Genomic DNA, 15,283 nt, shown 5'->3' on the forward strand with positions numbered 1-15,283 from the left:
GAGCCTGTCATGTGCAGATCATGAACGACAACGATCGCGCGCTGTGCGCCACCACTGCCGGACTTTTGCGCGCGAGCGGATCGCTTGCCATGTGGGGACTGGCGCTTTCGTTCATTGCTGGCCTGGTGCTCGCGCTGACCGGCCGCTCGCTGCCGTCGGTGGCGTGGGCCGCGTACGCGGTGGTCGCGCTGATCGGAATCCCTGAGCGCTACATGGCGCTTCGCCTTCGACTGGACGCCGAGGTGTTTGCGAGCCTTGCACGAGGCGCAATCAATTCGCTGGCCAATCTCGACGGCGGCCTCGAAAAACTCGGGCTCCGGCGCGCGGCCGACGTGTCGAGACCGCTGGCAGAGCGCATCGTGCTGGCCCGCCAACTGATGCAGCGGCACGGCATTGCGGTGACTGTGCAGACAGTGGCCTTTGCGATGGGCCTGGCTTTGCAGGACTGGCGCTGAGCCTGTCCGAAGCTACTTCGCCAGGGCCCTCAACGCCAGCTTGATCCCTTCGCCGACCGCCACGTCTTTCGGCAATGCCTTGAGCGACGCTGCGGCTTCCTTGTCGCTGTAGCCAAGCGCAATCAGCGCCTGGAGGATGTCGGCCTGCGAATCCGTGGCCGCGTGCGCAGGCAGTGCAATGTCTGCGCCGAGCTTGCCTTTCAACTCGAGCAAAAGACGTTCCGCGGTCTTCTTGCCGATGCCGGGAATCTTGACCAGACGACCGGCTTCCTGCAGCGTGATGGCCTGCGCCAGCTCGCTCACGCTCATGCCGCTCAGCACACCCAACGCGGTCCGCGGCCCCACACCGGAAATCTTGATGAGCTGGCGAAACGCCGCGCGTTCGGGCGCGGTGCCGAAGCCGTACAGGACCTGCGCATCCTCCCGCACCACGAAGTGCGTGAGCAACGACACGCGCTCGCCGGCCGTCGGCAGGTTGTAGAAGGTGCTCATGGGCACATCGACTTCATAGCCGACGCCGTTGCAGTCCACCACCACTTGGGGGGGATTGCGTTCGGCCAGGATGCCGGTGAGTTTGCCTATCATGGATGCCCTTTACGCTTTTGAAATGAAATCCGCGTGATTCTGCGACACACCTTCGCCCCGCCCAACAACACGCGCCTGGGACACCTCTGTGGCCCGCTGGACGCGAACCTGCGGCGCATGGAAGAGGCCCTCAACGTCAAGATCGCTCACCGGCACGAGCAGTTCAAGATCGACGGCCCAAAGGCCAACGCGGAGCGGGCGATGGACGTGCTTCAGGCGCTTTACGAAATCGCGCAGCGTCCGATCGATGCGGCCGTCGTGCAATTGACCCTCGCCGGCGACGGCTCGATGACGGAAGCCGAAGACGGCGCCCTGCTCCTCGCCACGCGGCGCGCGGACCTGCGCGCACGCACGCCCAACCAGAGCGTCTATCTTCAGAACATCGCGGACCACGACATCACGCTCGGCATCGGTCCGGCCGGAACCGGCAAAACCTACTTGGCGGTGGCCAGCGCCGTCGACGCGCTGGAACGCAGCGCCGTGCAGCGTATCGTCCTGACGCGGCCTGCGGTGGAGGCCGGCGAGCGGCTCGGCTTCCTGCCGGGCGACCTGACGCAGAAGGTCGACCCGTACCTGCGCCCTCTGTACGACGCGCTCTATGAGCTGATGGGGTTCGATCGCGTCCAGAAAGCCTTCGAGCGCAATGCGCTGGAAATTGCGCCGCTGGCCTTCATGCGGGGCCGCACGCTCAACAATGCCTTCGTGATCCTCGATGAAGCGCAGAACACCACGCCCGAGCAGATGAAGATGTTCCTCACGCGCATCGGATTTGGCGCCAAGGCGGTGGTGACTGGCGATGTCAGCCAGATCGACCTTCCGAAGGCGCAACTGAGCGGGCTGATCGACGCAGAGCGCGTGCTCAAGCGGGTCAATGGCATCGCCATCACGCACTTCACGAGCGCCGACGTCGTTCGGCATCCGTTGGTGGCGCGCATCGTCGATGCCTATGACAAGTCGCGCAAGACGCGCGCTGCGAGCTGACGTGGCGCTCGCCAGCTTGTCGCTGTCCTTGCAATTCGGGAAATTCAAGGGCGTGGATCGACATCGCACCGCCCTTCCCCGCCACAGCGTAGCGCGCTGGATCCGCCACGCGCTGGACGTGGACGGCGAGATCACCATCCGGATCGTCGACGCGGACGAAGGCCAGCGACTCAACCGCGAGTTTCGGGGCAAGGACTACGCCACGAACGTGCTCACCTTCGATTACACGCAGACGCCGGTCGTGATGGCCGACCTGGTGTTGTGTGCACCCGTGGTCGCACGCGAAGCCAAGGAGCAGCGCAAGACCTTGGCAGCGCACTATGCGCACCTGCTGGTACACGGCACCTTGCACGCGCAAGGTTGGGATCACGAAACGAGCGACGAAGACGCCGAAGCGATGGAGGCCCGCGAAATCGAGATCCTCGCTGGGCTTGGCATCAGGAATCCCTACTGACCGGCGCCCCAGGTTCCCTCAAGGTCAAGGGGACATCTGCAGCGGAATGGTCACCGGGCCATCGTTCAGAAGGTGTACCTTCATGTCGGCGCCGAATTCACCCGTTTGGACGACCGGATGTGCAGCGCGCGCCTGGGCCACGAAGTAGTCGTAGAGACGCCGGCCTTCGTCCGGTGCTGCCGCTTGAGTGAAGCTCGGGCGATTTCCGCCGCTGACGTCGGCCGCAAGCGTGAACTGGCTCACCACGAGCAATCCTCCGCCGATGTTCTGGACGCTGAGATTCATCCTGCCGGCGGGGTCCGAGAAAATGCGCAGCTTGAGAATCTTCGCCAGCATGCGATCGGCCTGTGCGTCGCCATCCCCACGTTCGGCGCACAGCAGGACAAGCAGACCCGCATCGATCGAGCCCGCAATGCGGCCGTCGATTTCGACGCGGGCAGAAGCCACGCGTTGCAGGAGCGCCTTCATGGCGCCTGTTCCTTTCGCGTTGCGCGCGCTTCCATCCCCAGCGGGAGCAATTGGATGGTCACCCTCAAACCGGGTATGGCATCCATGAGTGCCTGCTCGAGTCCGTCGCGCAGGGCTGCGGCGCGTTGGAGCGGCCATGCCCCAGGCACATGCATGTGCAAGTCGGCGAAGCGCCTCTGGCCCGCTCGTCGGGTGACGATGTCGTCGAAGCGAAGCTGTGCGCCTTCGGGCACAGTTGCCGCGAAGTGTTCGAGCGTGGCCTTCAATTGCGCCTGGTCCCCGGGATCGAGCGCCTCGTCCATCAGACCCTGCGACGATCGCCAGACGAGCTTCACACCTTCTCGCGCGATGTTGAGTGCCACGCCGATGGCAAGCAGGGGGTCCAGCCACAACCATCCGGTCAGCGCGACCGCTGCGACGCCCACCAGCACCGCGCCGGAGGTCCACACGTCGCTCAGCAGATGCCTTGCATCCGCTTCCAGTGCGATCGAACGGTGCGTTTGCGCGGCCTTGAACAGCACCCATGCCAAAGCGCCGTTGAATACCGAACTCAGGACCGAGAGCGCCAAGCCCCAGCCGACCTGTTCGAGCGGCTGTGGCGAAAGCAGCCGCACGAGGGCCGCCCAGATGATGGCGACGGCCGCGCCGATGATCAGAATGCCTTCGAAGCCAGACGAAAAATACTCCGCCTTGTGATGCCCGTACGGGTGATCTTCATCGGCGGGCCGTGCCGCGATCGTGACCATGGCCAGCGCAAAGGTCGCGCTCGCAAGATTCACGAAGGACTCCATGGCGTCCGAGATGAGCCCCATGGAATTGGTGATGTACGCCGCCCAACCTTTCAGGAGAATGGTGACGACCGCCACGGCGACCGAGACGCCGAGGAGGGTCCGCGGGCTCAATGCGGCAAGCTTCAGGAGATGCGGGTTCGATGACAAGAACGAGTGCCGGGAAGAGGCTGAAGAGGCTGAAAACCGCGGCCGATCTTGGGGCGCCCTTGCAATCCTGCTCGGGCAAATACTCGCGTAGTATCTGCGCGCGTACACGAATCAAAGCGAAATCATACGTGATCAAAAGTCTCGCCATGGGCCTGTGCGGCCTCACTTTTTCCTGTGCGGGCGTTGGCGTACACGCGCAGTCTTCCCCGACCCAATCTTCCGCCATGACCACGCCGAGCCCGGCCGCGATCGATGCGCACGCGGGCATCATGAAGACGGTGCGCGGCGACGTCCACTTGCTGAGCGCCAATGGATCGTCGCGGACCGCAAGCGCGGGCGACCTCCTGGCCCCCATCGATCGAGTGGTCACCGGAGTCGATTCCGGCGCGAGCGTGGTTTTGCGCGACGGCACCAAGATGGTTGTCGGGCCCTCTTCTCGCCTGGACGTCAAGGAGTTCCATTTTGATGCAACCACGCAGGAGGGCGGCATGCTGGTCTCGCTGTTGCGGGGTTCGCTGCGCATGATCACAGGCCTGATTGGGAAGGCGCATCCGGACGCGGTGCGGGTCGAGACGCCCACTGCCGTGATCGGCATCCGTGGGACGGACTTCATCGTCGAAGCGGACGCTCAACCGTGATGATCAGTCGCTTTTCTTCGATCGTGGCGATCGCGCTGTCAACGCTGATGGCCGCCTGCTCGACGCCCGGCACCCGTGTCGTTCTGCTGCCGCAAGCGGACGGGAAGCCTTCCGCCGTCGTCGTCAGCACCGAGGACGGCGAAGAAACACTTTCCAAGCCGTACCAGCGAGCAACGGCAGCCGCTGGGGCACGAGGCGCGCCGGTGGTCGACGAAGCCGATCCCGCCCAAGTCAAGTCCAGGAACAAGGAACTGTTCGATCTCATGCCGCCGCCGATGCAGCGCTATACGGTCTATTTCGAGCCAGGCGAGACGGTACTTACCGCACAGTCGCAAGCGGTCATGAACGAGGCGCTCACTGCCGCCTTGGCGCGAAGCGGAGGCGAGATCGTCGTGACGGGCCACACCGACACGGTCGGAACCGTAGCGCGCAACGACGAACTGTCTCGCAATCGGGCCGCTCAGATTCGACAGATCCTCCTGGAGCGCGGATTCCCGTCGGCCCGCATCGAAGCCGTCGGACGGGGTGAACGCGAACTCGCGGTCCAGACCCAGGACGAGGTCGATGAATCACGCAACCGCCGCGTGACCATCGAAGTCCGCTAATCAGGTCAGGTTGATGCGCGCGAACTTGCGCTTGCCGACTTGCACGACGTAGCTGCCTGCGTTCAGCTTCAAGGCCTTGTCGCTGACGACACTTGAATTGACACGCACGCCGCCACCATCGATCAGGCGGTTGCCCTCAGACGTCGACGACGCAAGACCGGTCTGCTTCAGCAACTGCGCGATCCCCAGTGGAGCCCCGCTCAAGGCGACTTCTGGGATTTGATCGGGCACGCCGCCCTTGCTGCGGTTGATGAAGTCCTGCTCGGCGGCCTCAGCCAAGGCTGCGCTGTGAAAGCGCGCGGTAATTTCCTTGGCCAGCGCAACCTTGGCGTCCTTCGGATTGCGGCCTGCCTCGACTTCGGTCTTGAGGGCTGCGATCTCGGCCAATGATCTGAAGCTCAGCAGCGTGTACCAGCGCCACATGAGCGTGTCGGAAATGGACAGCACCTTGGCGAACATCGTGTTCGGTTCCTCGCTGATCCCGATGTAGTTATTCTTGCTCTTCGACATCTTCTCGATGCCGTCCAGCCCCTCCAGCAGTGGCATAGTGAGTATGCACTGCGGCTCCTGACCATATTCTTGCTGGAGATGCCGGCCGACCAGGAGGTTGAACTTCTGGTCAGTGCCCCCCAATTCGAGATCGGACTTGAGCGCCACCGAGTCATAGCCCTGCATCAGCGGGTAGAGGAACTCATGGACCGAAATGGACTGGCCGGCCTTGAAGCGCTTGCTGAAATCGTCGCGCTCCATCATTCGCGCCACGGTGTATTTGGCGGCCAGCTGGATCATCCCGCGTGCGCCCAGCGGATCGCTCCACTCGGAGTTGTAGCGAATTTCGGTCCTGGCCGGGTCGAGTACGAGGCTGGCTTGACGATAGTAGGTCTGGGCGTTGGCTTCGATCTGCTCGCGCGTCAGGGGCGGACGCGTACTGTTGCGGCCCGACGGATCGCCAATGGTGGTCGTGAAGTCGCCGATCAGGAAAATCACCGTATGACCGAGATCCTGCAGCTGACGCATCTTGTTCAGCACCACTGTGTGGCCGATGTGTATGTCCGGCGCCGTAGGGTCCAGGCCCAGCTTGATCCGCAACGGCGTGCCCGTCGCCTCCGAGCGCTGGAGCTTTCGCACCCATTCGTCCTGGGGGAGCAGTTCGTCGGTTCCGCGAAGTGAAATCTCGAGGGCTCGTCCTACGCCTTCAGAGAGATTTACGCTTGTAACAGCAGGGGTGTTCATGTGCTAAACGGGCAGTTTTTTCTATAGCCGAAGCTATACTCAGCCCGACTTTCTCAAGCGCCGAATTCTAAGCGGCGCTTTTTTGCCGCACCGTCCTGCCGCCCGTTCGACACGGCCTCCGCAGCACGGATTTGCTGAACCTGAGCTGGAATTTCGAAGTTTTGATCAACGGCATACTTGCCGCCGAGGAGCTGATTGCTTCGCGCGTGGCTTACACATTCCGGACGTATCCAAAGCAGATCACGGCTGCAATTGCCGCGCTGCTCCTGTCCGCGGGTGGCGGTGCCTATGCTGTCGCCTCGTTGGGCCCCGACGCATCCAAGATACCTGTCAAGCAAGTATTCGAGGCGGTGACGCCTCTTTCTTTTGCCGAGCAAACGAAGGCCCTGGACAGCCATAGTTTCACGCTGTTCCGCACAGAGATCACCCGCTCGAGCGATACCGCAGAAGCCCTGCTCCAGCGCCTCGGCATTGCCGACACATCGGCTGCAGCATTCGTCCGCGCCAACCCCGAAGCCCGCGCCGCCTTGTTGAGCCGCCCGGGCCGCACGGTGACCGCGGAAGCCACACAAGAAAATGCGCTCGAGAAACTCAGCGCTCGCTGGATTCCGGGCAGTGACGGTGGCTTCAAAAAGCTCGTCATCGAGAAGACACCTGCGGGATTCACGGCACGCACCGAGTCCGACACCCTGACCCCCGGAACGCGGCTCGCAAGCGGCATGGTGCGCACCTCCCTCTTCGCGGCGACGGACGACGCAGGAATCCCCGATTCCGTGGCAAGCCAGCTGGCCGACATCTTCTCCGGCGACGTCGATTTCCGATCGCTGCGCAAGGGTGACCGCTTCGCCATCGTCTATGAGACTTTCGAAGCCGACGGCCAGACATTGCGCAACGGTCGAGTTCTCTCGGCCGAGTTCGAGAGCAACGGCAAGCTTTACCAGGCTCTCTGGTATCAGGAACCGGGTCAGAAGGGTGGCTATTACCGCCCCAACGGCGACAGCCTCCGGCGCGCGTATCTTTCCTCGCCTGTGGAGTTTTCGAGAGTGTCCAGCGGCTTTGCGATGCGGCTGCACCCCATCCTGAATTCCTGGCGCCAACACCACGGTATCGACTTCGCCGCGCCCAGCGGCACGCCTGTCCGCGCAGTGGGCGACGGCACCGTCGAATTCGCCGGCCAGCAAAGCGGATACGGGAACATCGTGATCCTCAAGCACCGCAGCGACCAGGAAACCGCGTACGCGCACCTGAGCCGCATTGACGTCAAGGTCGGGCAAAGCGTCAGCCAGAGCCAGACCCTGGGCGCCGTGGGCTCCACCGGCTGGGCCACGGGGCCGCATCTTCACTTCGAATTCCGGGTGAACGGCGAGTACCAGGACCCATCCACGATCGCCCAACAAGGCGGCGGCATGCCCATCGCGGCTTCGTCGCGACGCGCGTTCGAGCGTCTTGCCACCGCGACCCAGGCCGAACTCTCGGCCGCCTTCTCGGTGGTCCAGGCCAGCGCCGACTGAACACGGCTCGGCCGCTCGACCGCCCCATCAAATGGCTGAACTCTTCATCGGCCTGATGTCTGGCACTTCGCTGGACGGAGTCGACGGTGTCCTGGCCGATTTCTCCGAAGGCCGAATCACGGTGCACGGGTACGCTGCCGCGCCATTTCCCGTGGGCTTGCGCGCCGAACTGATGGCGCTCAATACGCCCGGCGGAGACAACGAGCTTCATCGCGCCGCACTCGCCGGCAACGGATTGGCCCGCGTCTACGCAGGCGTCGTGCGGCAGTTGCTGACGGATGACGAACTTTCTTCCGATGCCGTGACGGCCATCGGCGCCCATGGACAGACGGTTCGGCACCGGCCCGGGGAGTTCGATGAGGTCGGCTATACCTTGCAGATCAACAACCCGTCTTTGCTGGCTGAGCTGACGGGCATCTCCGTGGTCGCGGACTTCCGCAGCCGGGACCTTGCTGCCGGCGGGCAAGGCGCCCCCTTGGTGCCCGCCTTTCACCGGGCGCTGTTCGCCCGCAGCGACTTGACTGTCGCTGTACTGAATATCGGGGGGATCTCCAATCTCAGTGTCCTCCCGCCGGGCGCTGGCACGGTGCTGGGATTCGACTGCGGTCCAGGCAACGCCCTGATCGATCACTGGTGCCAAACCCATATCGGGCAGCCGTTCGATGCCGCAGGCCAATGGGCGGCGAGCGGGAAGGTGCTGCCGGAACTTCTCGAGCGCCTTTTCGCCGATCCTTACTTCGCCAAGGCACCTCCGAAGAGCACCGGACGGGACCTGTTCAATCCCGATTGGCTGGCGTCCCGACTTGGCACGTCGACGGCGAATCCTGCGGACGTCCAGGCGACGCTGACGGAACTGACCGCACGCGCATGCGTGGAGCATCTGCAACGCCACGGGGCCGACAGCCAGTTGTTGATCGTCTGCGGCGGCGGCGCCCTGAACCATCATCTGCTCGCCCGGCTCAGGACGCTGCTGCCGAAGGTGGAAGTGGTGTCGTCCGCAGAGCGCGGGCTGCCTCCGCAGGAGGTTGAAGCGGCGGCCTTTGCATGGCTGGCACGCAGCACATTACGAGGCGAAGCTGGAAACCTTGCCAGCGTGACTGGTGCGCGCGGCGCGCGCGTCCTTGGCGCGATCTACCCGGCCTGACCGTGACGCGCGACGACTTCAGCCCTGTCCGGAAACTTCGGGCTGCGCCGGCTGAACCGCTCGCGCTTCCGGCGGAAGATTCCAGAAGATCAGTGCCGAAGCCAAAGTGACCATTCCCATGCTGGCGAACGTGGCTTCGAACGCATGCAGTGTTGCGAGCGGCGTCGCACTGCCGAACATGCCGCTGTAGCCCGACAGGACCGCACTGGCGGCGGCCACGCCCATGCTCATCGCCAGCATCTGCACCATGGACAAGAGACTGTTGCCGGCGCTGGCCATGCTTCCGTCCAGATCTTTGAGCGTGATGGTGTTCATGGCCGTGAACTGCAGTGAATTGACTGCTCCGAACGCAATCAATTGAAGGATGTGGAGCGCAACCGGCTGATTCGGCGTCGCAAGGCCGAAGCTCGCCATCGTGAGGCCCACGAGCGACGTGTTGACGACCAGAACGGTCCGGTAGCCATAGCGCGTGATCAGCGGCGTCGCGAACCGCTTCATCGCCATGCCGGCAAGCGCGATTGGCAGCATCATGAGCCCGGCCCCCAAGGGTGAATAGCCCATCGACACCTGGAGCAGCAGCGGGATCAGAAACGGCATGCAGCCACTGCCCAGACGCGAAAAAAGGTTGCCCAGCAAACCGATGCTGAGCGTCGGAATGCCGAACAGAGCCGGCTCGAACAGCGGATATGGACGCCGCACAGCATGCAGCCAATAGGCGGTGATGCTCGCGAATCCGAACACCAGAAGCACCAGCACCCCCACCTGTCGCAATCCGAGGCCGGACACTCCATCGATCGCAAGCGAAATCGCGACCATGCCAAAAGCCAGGAGCGCGTAACCGACCATGTCAAAACGGCGCCGATCGGCCGCGCGGAGGTCCGGCATGACCCGCACCGTCACAAAACACCCGATCAGGCCCACAGGAACGTTGATGAGGAAAATCCAGTGCCATGACGCGTATTGCACGAGCCAGCCGCCCAAGGTTGGCCCCAGGAGCGGGCCGATGAGGCCAGGGATCGCCACGAAGCTCATGGCCGCGAGGAATTGCGCGCGGGGCACGGATCGAAGCAATGCCAATCGCCCCACAGGCAGCAGGAGCGCACCCCCCATCCCCTGAACCACGCGTGAAGCCACCAATTGCGCAATGTCGCGCGAAAAGGCGCATAGCACCGAGCCCGCGACGAACAGCACGATCGCGAAAAAGAAAATCCGCCGCGTTCCAAAGCGATCCGCCAGCCAACCCGAAGCGGGAATCAACATGGCCATCGTGAGCGCGTAGGCCACTACCACGGACTGCATGCGCAACGGACTTTCCCCAAGGCTGGCCGCCATGGCCGGCAGCGCAGTGTTGATGATGGTGGCATCGAGCGTCTGCATGAAAAAGCCGATGGCCACCAGCCAAAGCAGGCTCTTGGGCGGGGATTCCGATGCGGTCATTGGCCTACGGAAGGACAGGCAGCAAAAAGCCGCCTGAAGGCGGCTTTGAGAAAGTTGCTGAAGTTCCGGTCACATGTCCGGTCACTTGGTCAAGCAGTGAAGCTCGATCCGCAGCCGCAAGTGCTGGTGGCATTCGGATTCTTGATGACGAATTGCGCACCCTGGAGATCTTCCTTGTAGTCGATCTCGGCGCCCACGAGGTACTGGTAGCTCATCGCGTCGATCAGCAAGGACACCCCGTTCTTGGTCATCGTGGTGTCGTCTTCGTTCGTGATTTCGTCGAATGTGAAGCCATACTGGAAGCCGGAACAACCCCCGCCTTGCACGAACACGCGCAGCTTGAGATCGGGATTGCCTTCTTCGGCGATCAGGTCGGCAACCTTGGCAGCCGCGCTATCAGTGAAGACGATCGGCTCAGGCATCTGGGTTTGAATATTTTCTGCAACGGCGCTCATTTGAGAGGACTCCTATGGGGCCGAACACGCGGCCGATCGGTGGATGCTACTTCAACCAATAAAAAACCGCCCGAAGGCGGTTTTTTGACTGTTCGGGCAACAAGCCCAAAGGGCGCTGTGGCTTAACGCTTGGAGAACTGCTTGCGGCGGCGTGCGGAATGCAGACCGACCTTCTTGCGTTCCACTTCGCGCGCGTCACGCGTCACGAAGCCAGCTTGGCTCAGCGCCGGCTTGAGCGACGCGTCGTAGTCGATCAGGGCGCGGGTGATGCCATGGCGCGTCGCGCCAGCTTGGCCCGACTCACCGCCGCCAGCCACATTGACCATGATGTCGAAGGTTTCGACATTGTTCGTCAAGAAGAGGGGTTGCTTGGCGATCATGATCGAGGTTTCGCGGCCAAAGAACTCTTGGATGTCCTTGCCGTTGACCGTGATCTTGCCGCTGCCTTTTTTCAGAAACACACGGGCGACGCTCGATTTGCGACGGCCGGTGCCATTGTTCCATTCACCAATCATTCTCAAGGCTCCTTACAGTTCCAGCACTTTGGGCTGTTGGGCGGTATGCGGGTGCTCTGCGCCACCGTACACCTTGAGTTTCTTGATCATCGCGTAGCCGAGGGGGCCCTTGGGCAGCATGCCCTTGACGGCCTTTTCCAGGGCGCGGCCTGGGTGCTTGGCTTGCATGTCGCGGAAGTTGGTGGCCGTGATGCCGCCCGGATAGCCCGAGTGGCGGTAGTACACCTTGTCGAGCGGCTTGGCGCCGGTGACACGCAGCTGGGCTGCATTGATGATGACGATGAAGTCACCGGTATCGACGTGAGGCGTGTAAATGGCCTTGTGTTTGCCGCGCAAACGGAGAGCAACTTCGCTGGCTACTCGTCCGAGGACCTTGTCGGTCGCGTCAATCACAAACCACTCGTGCGTCACGTCAGCGGGCTTTGCGCTGAACGTTTTGGTCATGAGTTTCTCTTTGAAGAGGGTTTGGCAGGCCCTTTTCCACGGTCGGTGTTCCTCTGGTGGGAATCTCTTAGGTGGGAGTTTCGCCTTCGCCGCGGGGCCACAAAACGCTGCGAAGCCCGCGATTATATGAAATATTGCTGTCAAGCAGCAATATTGGCGCAGTTTCAGAGCCGGCCCATTACCATCGGGGGATGTTCAGCTACCGCCACGCCTTTCACGCCGGTAATCACGCGGACGTGCTCAAGCACACGGTGCTGATTGCCACGCTCGACCACCTCCTCGAAAAAGAGGCCGCGCTCACCGTCGTCGACACTCATGCCGGCGCCGGACTTTACCGCCTGGACGGGGACTACGCCGGCACCAGCGGCGAAGCTGTCGACGGGGTCCTTCGACTGCTTTCCGCGCCAGCAACACCAGGCGCTGCGAGCGCCTCTCCCGTCAGCGATGCGCTCGCCCGCTATCTTGAAGTGGTGCGCGATTTCAATCCCAAGGGCGGGGCGCGCATCTACCCAGGTTCTCCGTTCATCACGCACCATCTGCTGCGCGATTACGACAAGCTGAAGCTGTTCGAACTGCATCCGACGGACGCACGCACGCTCGACGCCAACATCGCCCAACTCGAAGCCGGGCGCCAGATCACCGTTCTGCGCGACGATGGTTTCGGCAGCGCGACGAAGTTCCTGCCGCCGCCGTCGCGCCGAGCGCTGGTGCTTTGCGACCCCAGCTATGAAATCAAGAGCGACTACGGGCGCGTTCTCGATTTCGTGGCCGAAGCGCTCAAGCGTTTCGCGACCGGCACCTATGCCGTCTGGTATCCGATCATCCCGCGCCCGGAGGCGCACGACCTGCCGCGGCGGCTGAAGACGCTGGCCACGAAGGCCGGCAAATCGTGGCTGCACGCCACTTTGACCGTCAAGTCGAGCAAGATCTTGACCGACGATTCGGGCGCAAAACATCGTCCGGGGCTGCCCGCCAGCGGAATGTTCCTCATCAACCCGCCGTACACGCTGAAGCCCTTGCTGGCAGCGGCCTTGCCCGAGATGGCGGAGCGCCTTGCGCAAGATCGTCACGCGGGCTCTTCGCTGGACAGCGGCGGCTGACTTCCTCGCGCTCGAGCCACCCCTTCCGCCCTTCCGCCTTTAGCGCCGCTTGCGCGGGGCGACCTTACGTGTTGCCCTGGGTGCCGCGTTCTCCGATGTACTTGGCGGCGGGTCGCTGGCGCCGACTGCCGCGCCGCCGCAGCTGCCGGTTTCCTTGTCCATGATCGACAGGGCGACCTGCTTGATTCCAAGCCCCAGCAAGCCAATCGACTCGGCTGCGGCGCGGCTCAGGTCGATGATTCGTCCGGACGCATACGGGCCGCGATCGTTGATTCGGACCAGCACCTCGCGCCCATTCACAAGACTGCGGACGCACACGCGCGTATTGAACGGCAAGGTCTTGTGCGCTGCCGTCATTGCGGTCATGTCGAAGCGCTCGCCGTTCGCAGTCTTGCGTTGATGAAACTGAATGCCGTACCACGATGCCCCGCCTCGCTCGAAGATCTCGCGGTCGCCCGGAATGCCATCGTCCGGTGCCAGTTCGCCCGCGCCGGACACTGCAAGGTCGTAGCGCACGGACGGCACCTGCGACCGAGGTGGTGCGCCAGCCGGCAGCGCGGGCTGCTTCGCCAGCGGCCGTAGCTTGCTCGGGGCGCCATCGACGTCTGGCGCGGCGCTCTGGGTCGAGCAGGCTGCAAGCAACACTGCCGCGATCACCGCCGCCGCTTGTCTTGCAAAGCGGACGCTGGCCCTCATTCGCTCCAACCGAGACGCTGCAGAACGCCCAGCGTCGCGACCGACTGATTCATTGTGTAGAAGTGCAGCGCGGGAGCGCCACCTACGCGCAGGCGCTCGCACAAGGCCGCAACCACGTCCAGGCCAAAAGATTTGATCGACGCGAGGTCGTCGCCGTAGCTTTGCAGCCGAAGGCGGACCCAGCGTGGGATTTCGGCGCCGCAAGCGTCCGAGAAACGCATCAGTTGCGTCGAACTCGTGATCGGCATGATGCCCGGCACGATCGGCGTGTCCAGGCCCATGGCACGTGCATCGTCGACGAAGCGCCAGTAAGCGTCGGCGCTGAAGAAATACTGCGTGATGGCTGAATCCGCACCAGCATGCACCTTGGCCGCAAAAGCCTGCAGATCCGCCTCGGGCGAACGGGCCTGCGGATGCACTTCGGGATAGCAAGCCACTTCGATGTGGAAATCGCGGCCGGTCTCGGCACGAATGAAGGCGACGAGATCACTCGCGTAGAGAAACTCGCCGCCGATGCCGTAGCCACTGGGCAGGTCGCCCCTCAGAGCGACGAGGCGCTTGACGCCCATCGCCTTCAGTTCCGCCAGTTGCGTGCGAATGGTCGACTTCGTCGCCCCGATGCACGAGAAATGGCAAGCGGCGTCGACGCCTTCGCCCAGGATCTCGCGAACCGTGCCGAACGTGCCCTCGTGCGTGGACCCACCCGCACCGTAGGTGACCGAGCAGAACTGGGGCTCGCGCGCATAGAGCTGCTGCCGAACGGCTCTCAGCTTGATCGCGCCTTCGGGCGTCTTGGGTGGAAAGAATTCAAAACTCAGCGGAAGGCGCACGGCCGGCTCCCTGTTTGCCATTCGCATGAACGGCATGGATGAAAAATTCGCGATTGCCGTCGCCACCCGCAATTGGGCTGTCGAGCCAGCGCTCCACTCGCAGGCCGAGCGCTGCGCAAGCATCGCGAAGCCGCTGCTCGACAACGCCGTACAGCAAGGGATCGCGCACGATCCCGCCCTTGCCAACCTGACCGGGCTGCAGCTCGAACTGTGGCTTTGCCAACATCAGCAAGTCGCCATCGGCCTTGAGCAATGGCGTCAAAGCAGGCAGTACGAGAGTGAGCGAAATGAAAGACAAATCGCCCACGATCAGGTCGAACGCCGAATCTTCGGACGATTCAGCTGATTCAGGCGATTCCCAGTCTTCGGCACAAAGCGCGCGAGCGTTGACGCCTTCGACTGCAGTCACACGCGCATCCTCACGAATGCGTGGATGAAGCTGACCGTGTCCTACGTCGACTCCGACCACGTGTTCGGCGCCTTGCTGCAACAGGCAGTCCGTAAAGCCACCGGTCGATTGCCCGACATCGAGACAGCGCTTGCCGCGAGGCTGGATCCCCGTCGAGACCAGCGCTCCTTCGAGCTTGAGCCCGCCTCGGGAAACGTAGCGTGCCTCGGCCGGATCGAGCAGTTCAAGCTCCGCCGTATCGGGGATTTCGTCCCGGTTCTTGCCGACCACGCGCCAGGTCGTGCCGTCGCGCCACCGCAACCCGCCCGCGATGAGCCGAACTGCTTGCGAGCGCGACGCGGCAAGTCCGCGTTCGACGAGCAACTGATCCGCGCGCAAACCGCTA

The 15,283-nt window shown here is 63.1% G+C and carries 19 protein-coding genes; 8 read left to right on the plus strand and 11 right to left on the minus strand.

The window, feature by feature from the left end; all coding sequences use genetic code 11:
• Window positions 1–20: 20 nt before the first annotated feature.
• Window positions 21–455, plus strand: a complete 435-nt coding sequence (locus AC1DEK_RS09000; protein ID WP_478124881.1) for a hypothetical protein — start codon at window positions 21–23, stop codon at window positions 453–455.
• 12 nt (window positions 456–467) lie between these two features.
• Here AC1DEK_RS09000 and ruvA read toward each other — a convergent pair whose 3' ends face one another.
• Entirely contained in the window at window positions 468–1,040 is a 573-nt protein-coding gene (ruvA, locus tag AC1DEK_RS09005) for a Holliday junction branch migration protein RuvA (RefSeq protein WP_478124882.1), read from the minus strand.
• Window positions 1,041–1,073: 33 nt separating this feature from the next.
• Here ruvA and AC1DEK_RS09010 point away from each other — a divergent pair, with 33 nt between their 5' ends.
• Window positions 1,074–2,021, plus strand: a complete 948-nt coding sequence (locus tag AC1DEK_RS09010; RefSeq protein ID WP_478124883.1) for a PhoH family protein — start codon at window positions 1,074–1,076, stop codon at window positions 2,019–2,021.
• 1 nt (window position 2,022) lies between these two features.
• Window positions 2,023–2,475 carry an rRNA maturation RNase YbeY gene (ybeY, locus tag AC1DEK_RS09015; protein ID WP_478124884.1) on the plus strand — a complete coding sequence of 151 codons (453 nt, stop codon included), beginning with the start codon at window positions 2,023–2,025 and terminating at the stop codon, window positions 2,473–2,475.
• A gap of 24 nt (window positions 2,476–2,499) precedes the next feature.
• Here the strand turns inward: ybeY and dtd are convergent, their stop codons facing one another.
• Complete coding sequence (dtd, locus tag AC1DEK_RS09020; RefSeq protein WP_478124885.1) at window positions 2,500–2,943, minus strand: D-aminoacyl-tRNA deacylase; 444 nt, start codon at window positions 2,941–2,943, stop codon at window positions 2,500–2,502.
• Window positions 2,940–3,845 carry a cation diffusion facilitator family transporter gene (locus tag AC1DEK_RS09025; protein ID WP_478124886.1) on the minus strand — a complete coding sequence of 302 codons (906 nt, stop codon included), beginning with the start codon at window positions 3,843–3,845 and terminating at the stop codon, window positions 2,940–2,942. The genes dtd and AC1DEK_RS09025 overlap by 4 nt, the downstream gene beginning before the upstream one ends.
• Before the next feature lie 260 nt (window positions 3,846–4,105).
• Here AC1DEK_RS09025 and AC1DEK_RS09030 point away from each other — a divergent pair, with 260 nt between their 5' ends.
• Window positions 4,106–4,519 carry a FecR family protein gene (locus AC1DEK_RS09030; protein ID WP_478124887.1) on the plus strand — a complete coding sequence of 138 codons (414 nt, stop codon included), beginning with the start codon at window positions 4,106–4,108 and terminating at the stop codon, window positions 4,517–4,519.
• Entirely contained in the window at window positions 4,519–5,124 is a 606-nt protein-coding gene (locus AC1DEK_RS09035; RefSeq protein WP_478125277.1) for an OmpA family protein, read from the plus strand. Before AC1DEK_RS09030 ends, AC1DEK_RS09035 begins: the two co-directional genes overlap by 1 nt.
• Here the strand turns inward: AC1DEK_RS09035 and tyrS are convergent, their stop codons facing one another.
• Window positions 5,125–6,357, minus strand: a complete 1,233-nt coding sequence (gene tyrS, locus AC1DEK_RS09040; protein WP_478124888.1) for a tyrosine--tRNA ligase — start codon at window positions 6,355–6,357, stop codon at window positions 5,125–5,127.
• 161 nt (window positions 6,358–6,518) lie between these two features.
• On the opposite strand from tyrS, the gene AC1DEK_RS09045 reads away from it, so the two are divergent.
• Together AC1DEK_RS09045 and AC1DEK_RS09050 are read left to right on the plus strand one after the other, a co-directional pair.
• The gene (locus AC1DEK_RS09045; protein WP_478124889.1) at window positions 6,519–7,868 is read left to right on the plus strand and encodes a peptidoglycan DD-metalloendopeptidase family protein; all 1,350 of its coding nucleotides are present in this window, start codon (window positions 6,519–6,521) and stop codon (window positions 7,866–7,868) included.
• A 31-nt stretch (window positions 7,869–7,899) separates the two neighbouring features.
• Window positions 7,900–9,012, plus strand: coding sequence for an anhydro-N-acetylmuramic acid kinase (locus AC1DEK_RS09050; RefSeq protein WP_478124890.1), 1,113 nt, complete (start codon window positions 7,900–7,902; stop codon window positions 9,010–9,012).
• An 18-nt stretch (window positions 9,013–9,030) separates the two neighbouring features.
• On the opposite strand, the gene mdtD is transcribed toward AC1DEK_RS09050, so the two are convergent.
• From mdtD to rplM, 4 genes are all read right to left on the minus strand, one after another.
• Window positions 9,031–10,449: a multidrug transporter subunit MdtD gene (mdtD, locus tag AC1DEK_RS09055; RefSeq protein WP_478124891.1), complete on the minus strand. Its 1,419-nt coding sequence runs from the start codon at window positions 10,447–10,449 to the stop codon at window positions 9,031–9,033.
• Between the two features lie 89 nt (window positions 10,450–10,538).
• Window positions 10,539–10,904, minus strand: coding sequence for an iron-sulfur cluster insertion protein ErpA (erpA, locus tag AC1DEK_RS09060; RefSeq protein ID WP_307699061.1), 366 nt, complete (start codon window positions 10,902–10,904; stop codon window positions 10,539–10,541).
• A 122-nt stretch (window positions 10,905–11,026) separates the two neighbouring features.
• Window positions 11,027–11,419: a 30S ribosomal protein S9 gene (gene rpsI / locus AC1DEK_RS09065; RefSeq protein WP_478124892.1), complete on the minus strand. Its 393-nt coding sequence runs from the start codon at window positions 11,417–11,419 to the stop codon at window positions 11,027–11,029.
• Between the two features lie 12 nt (window positions 11,420–11,431).
• Complete coding sequence (gene rplM, locus AC1DEK_RS09070) at window positions 11,432–11,863, minus strand: 50S ribosomal protein L13 (RefSeq protein WP_028249522.1); 432 nt, start codon at window positions 11,861–11,863, stop codon at window positions 11,432–11,434.
• Between the two features lie 191 nt (window positions 11,864–12,054).
• Here rplM and AC1DEK_RS09075 point away from each other — a divergent pair, with 191 nt between their 5' ends.
• Window positions 12,055–12,963: a 23S rRNA (adenine(2030)-N(6))-methyltransferase RlmJ gene (locus tag AC1DEK_RS09075; RefSeq protein WP_478124893.1), complete on the plus strand. Its 909-nt coding sequence runs from the start codon at window positions 12,055–12,057 to the stop codon at window positions 12,961–12,963.
• A 39-nt stretch (window positions 12,964–13,002) separates the two neighbouring features.
• Here the strand turns inward: AC1DEK_RS09075 and AC1DEK_RS09080 are convergent, their stop codons facing one another.
• The 3 genes from AC1DEK_RS09080 to AC1DEK_RS09090 are packed head-to-tail and all read right to left on the minus strand — an operon-like array spanning window position 13,003 to window position 15,276.
• Window positions 13,003–13,659 (minus strand): septal ring lytic transglycosylase RlpA family protein, encoded by a 657-nt coding sequence (locus AC1DEK_RS09080; protein ID WP_478124894.1) that lies wholly within the window; start codon window positions 13,657–13,659, stop codon window positions 13,003–13,005.
• Window positions 13,656–14,489: a methylenetetrahydrofolate reductase [NAD(P)H] gene (gene metF, locus AC1DEK_RS09085; protein WP_478124895.1), complete on the minus strand. Its 834-nt coding sequence runs from the start codon at window positions 14,487–14,489 to the stop codon at window positions 13,656–13,658. The genes AC1DEK_RS09080 and metF overlap by 4 nt, the downstream gene beginning before the upstream one ends.
• Entirely contained in the window at window positions 14,467–15,276 is an 810-nt protein-coding gene (locus AC1DEK_RS09090; RefSeq protein WP_478124896.1) for a TlyA family RNA methyltransferase, read from the minus strand. Before AC1DEK_RS09090 ends, metF begins: the two co-directional genes overlap by 23 nt.
• Window positions 15,277–15,283 lie beyond the last annotated feature (7 nt).

It is taken from the genome of Variovorax sp. 10N420 (assembly GCF_056394705.1).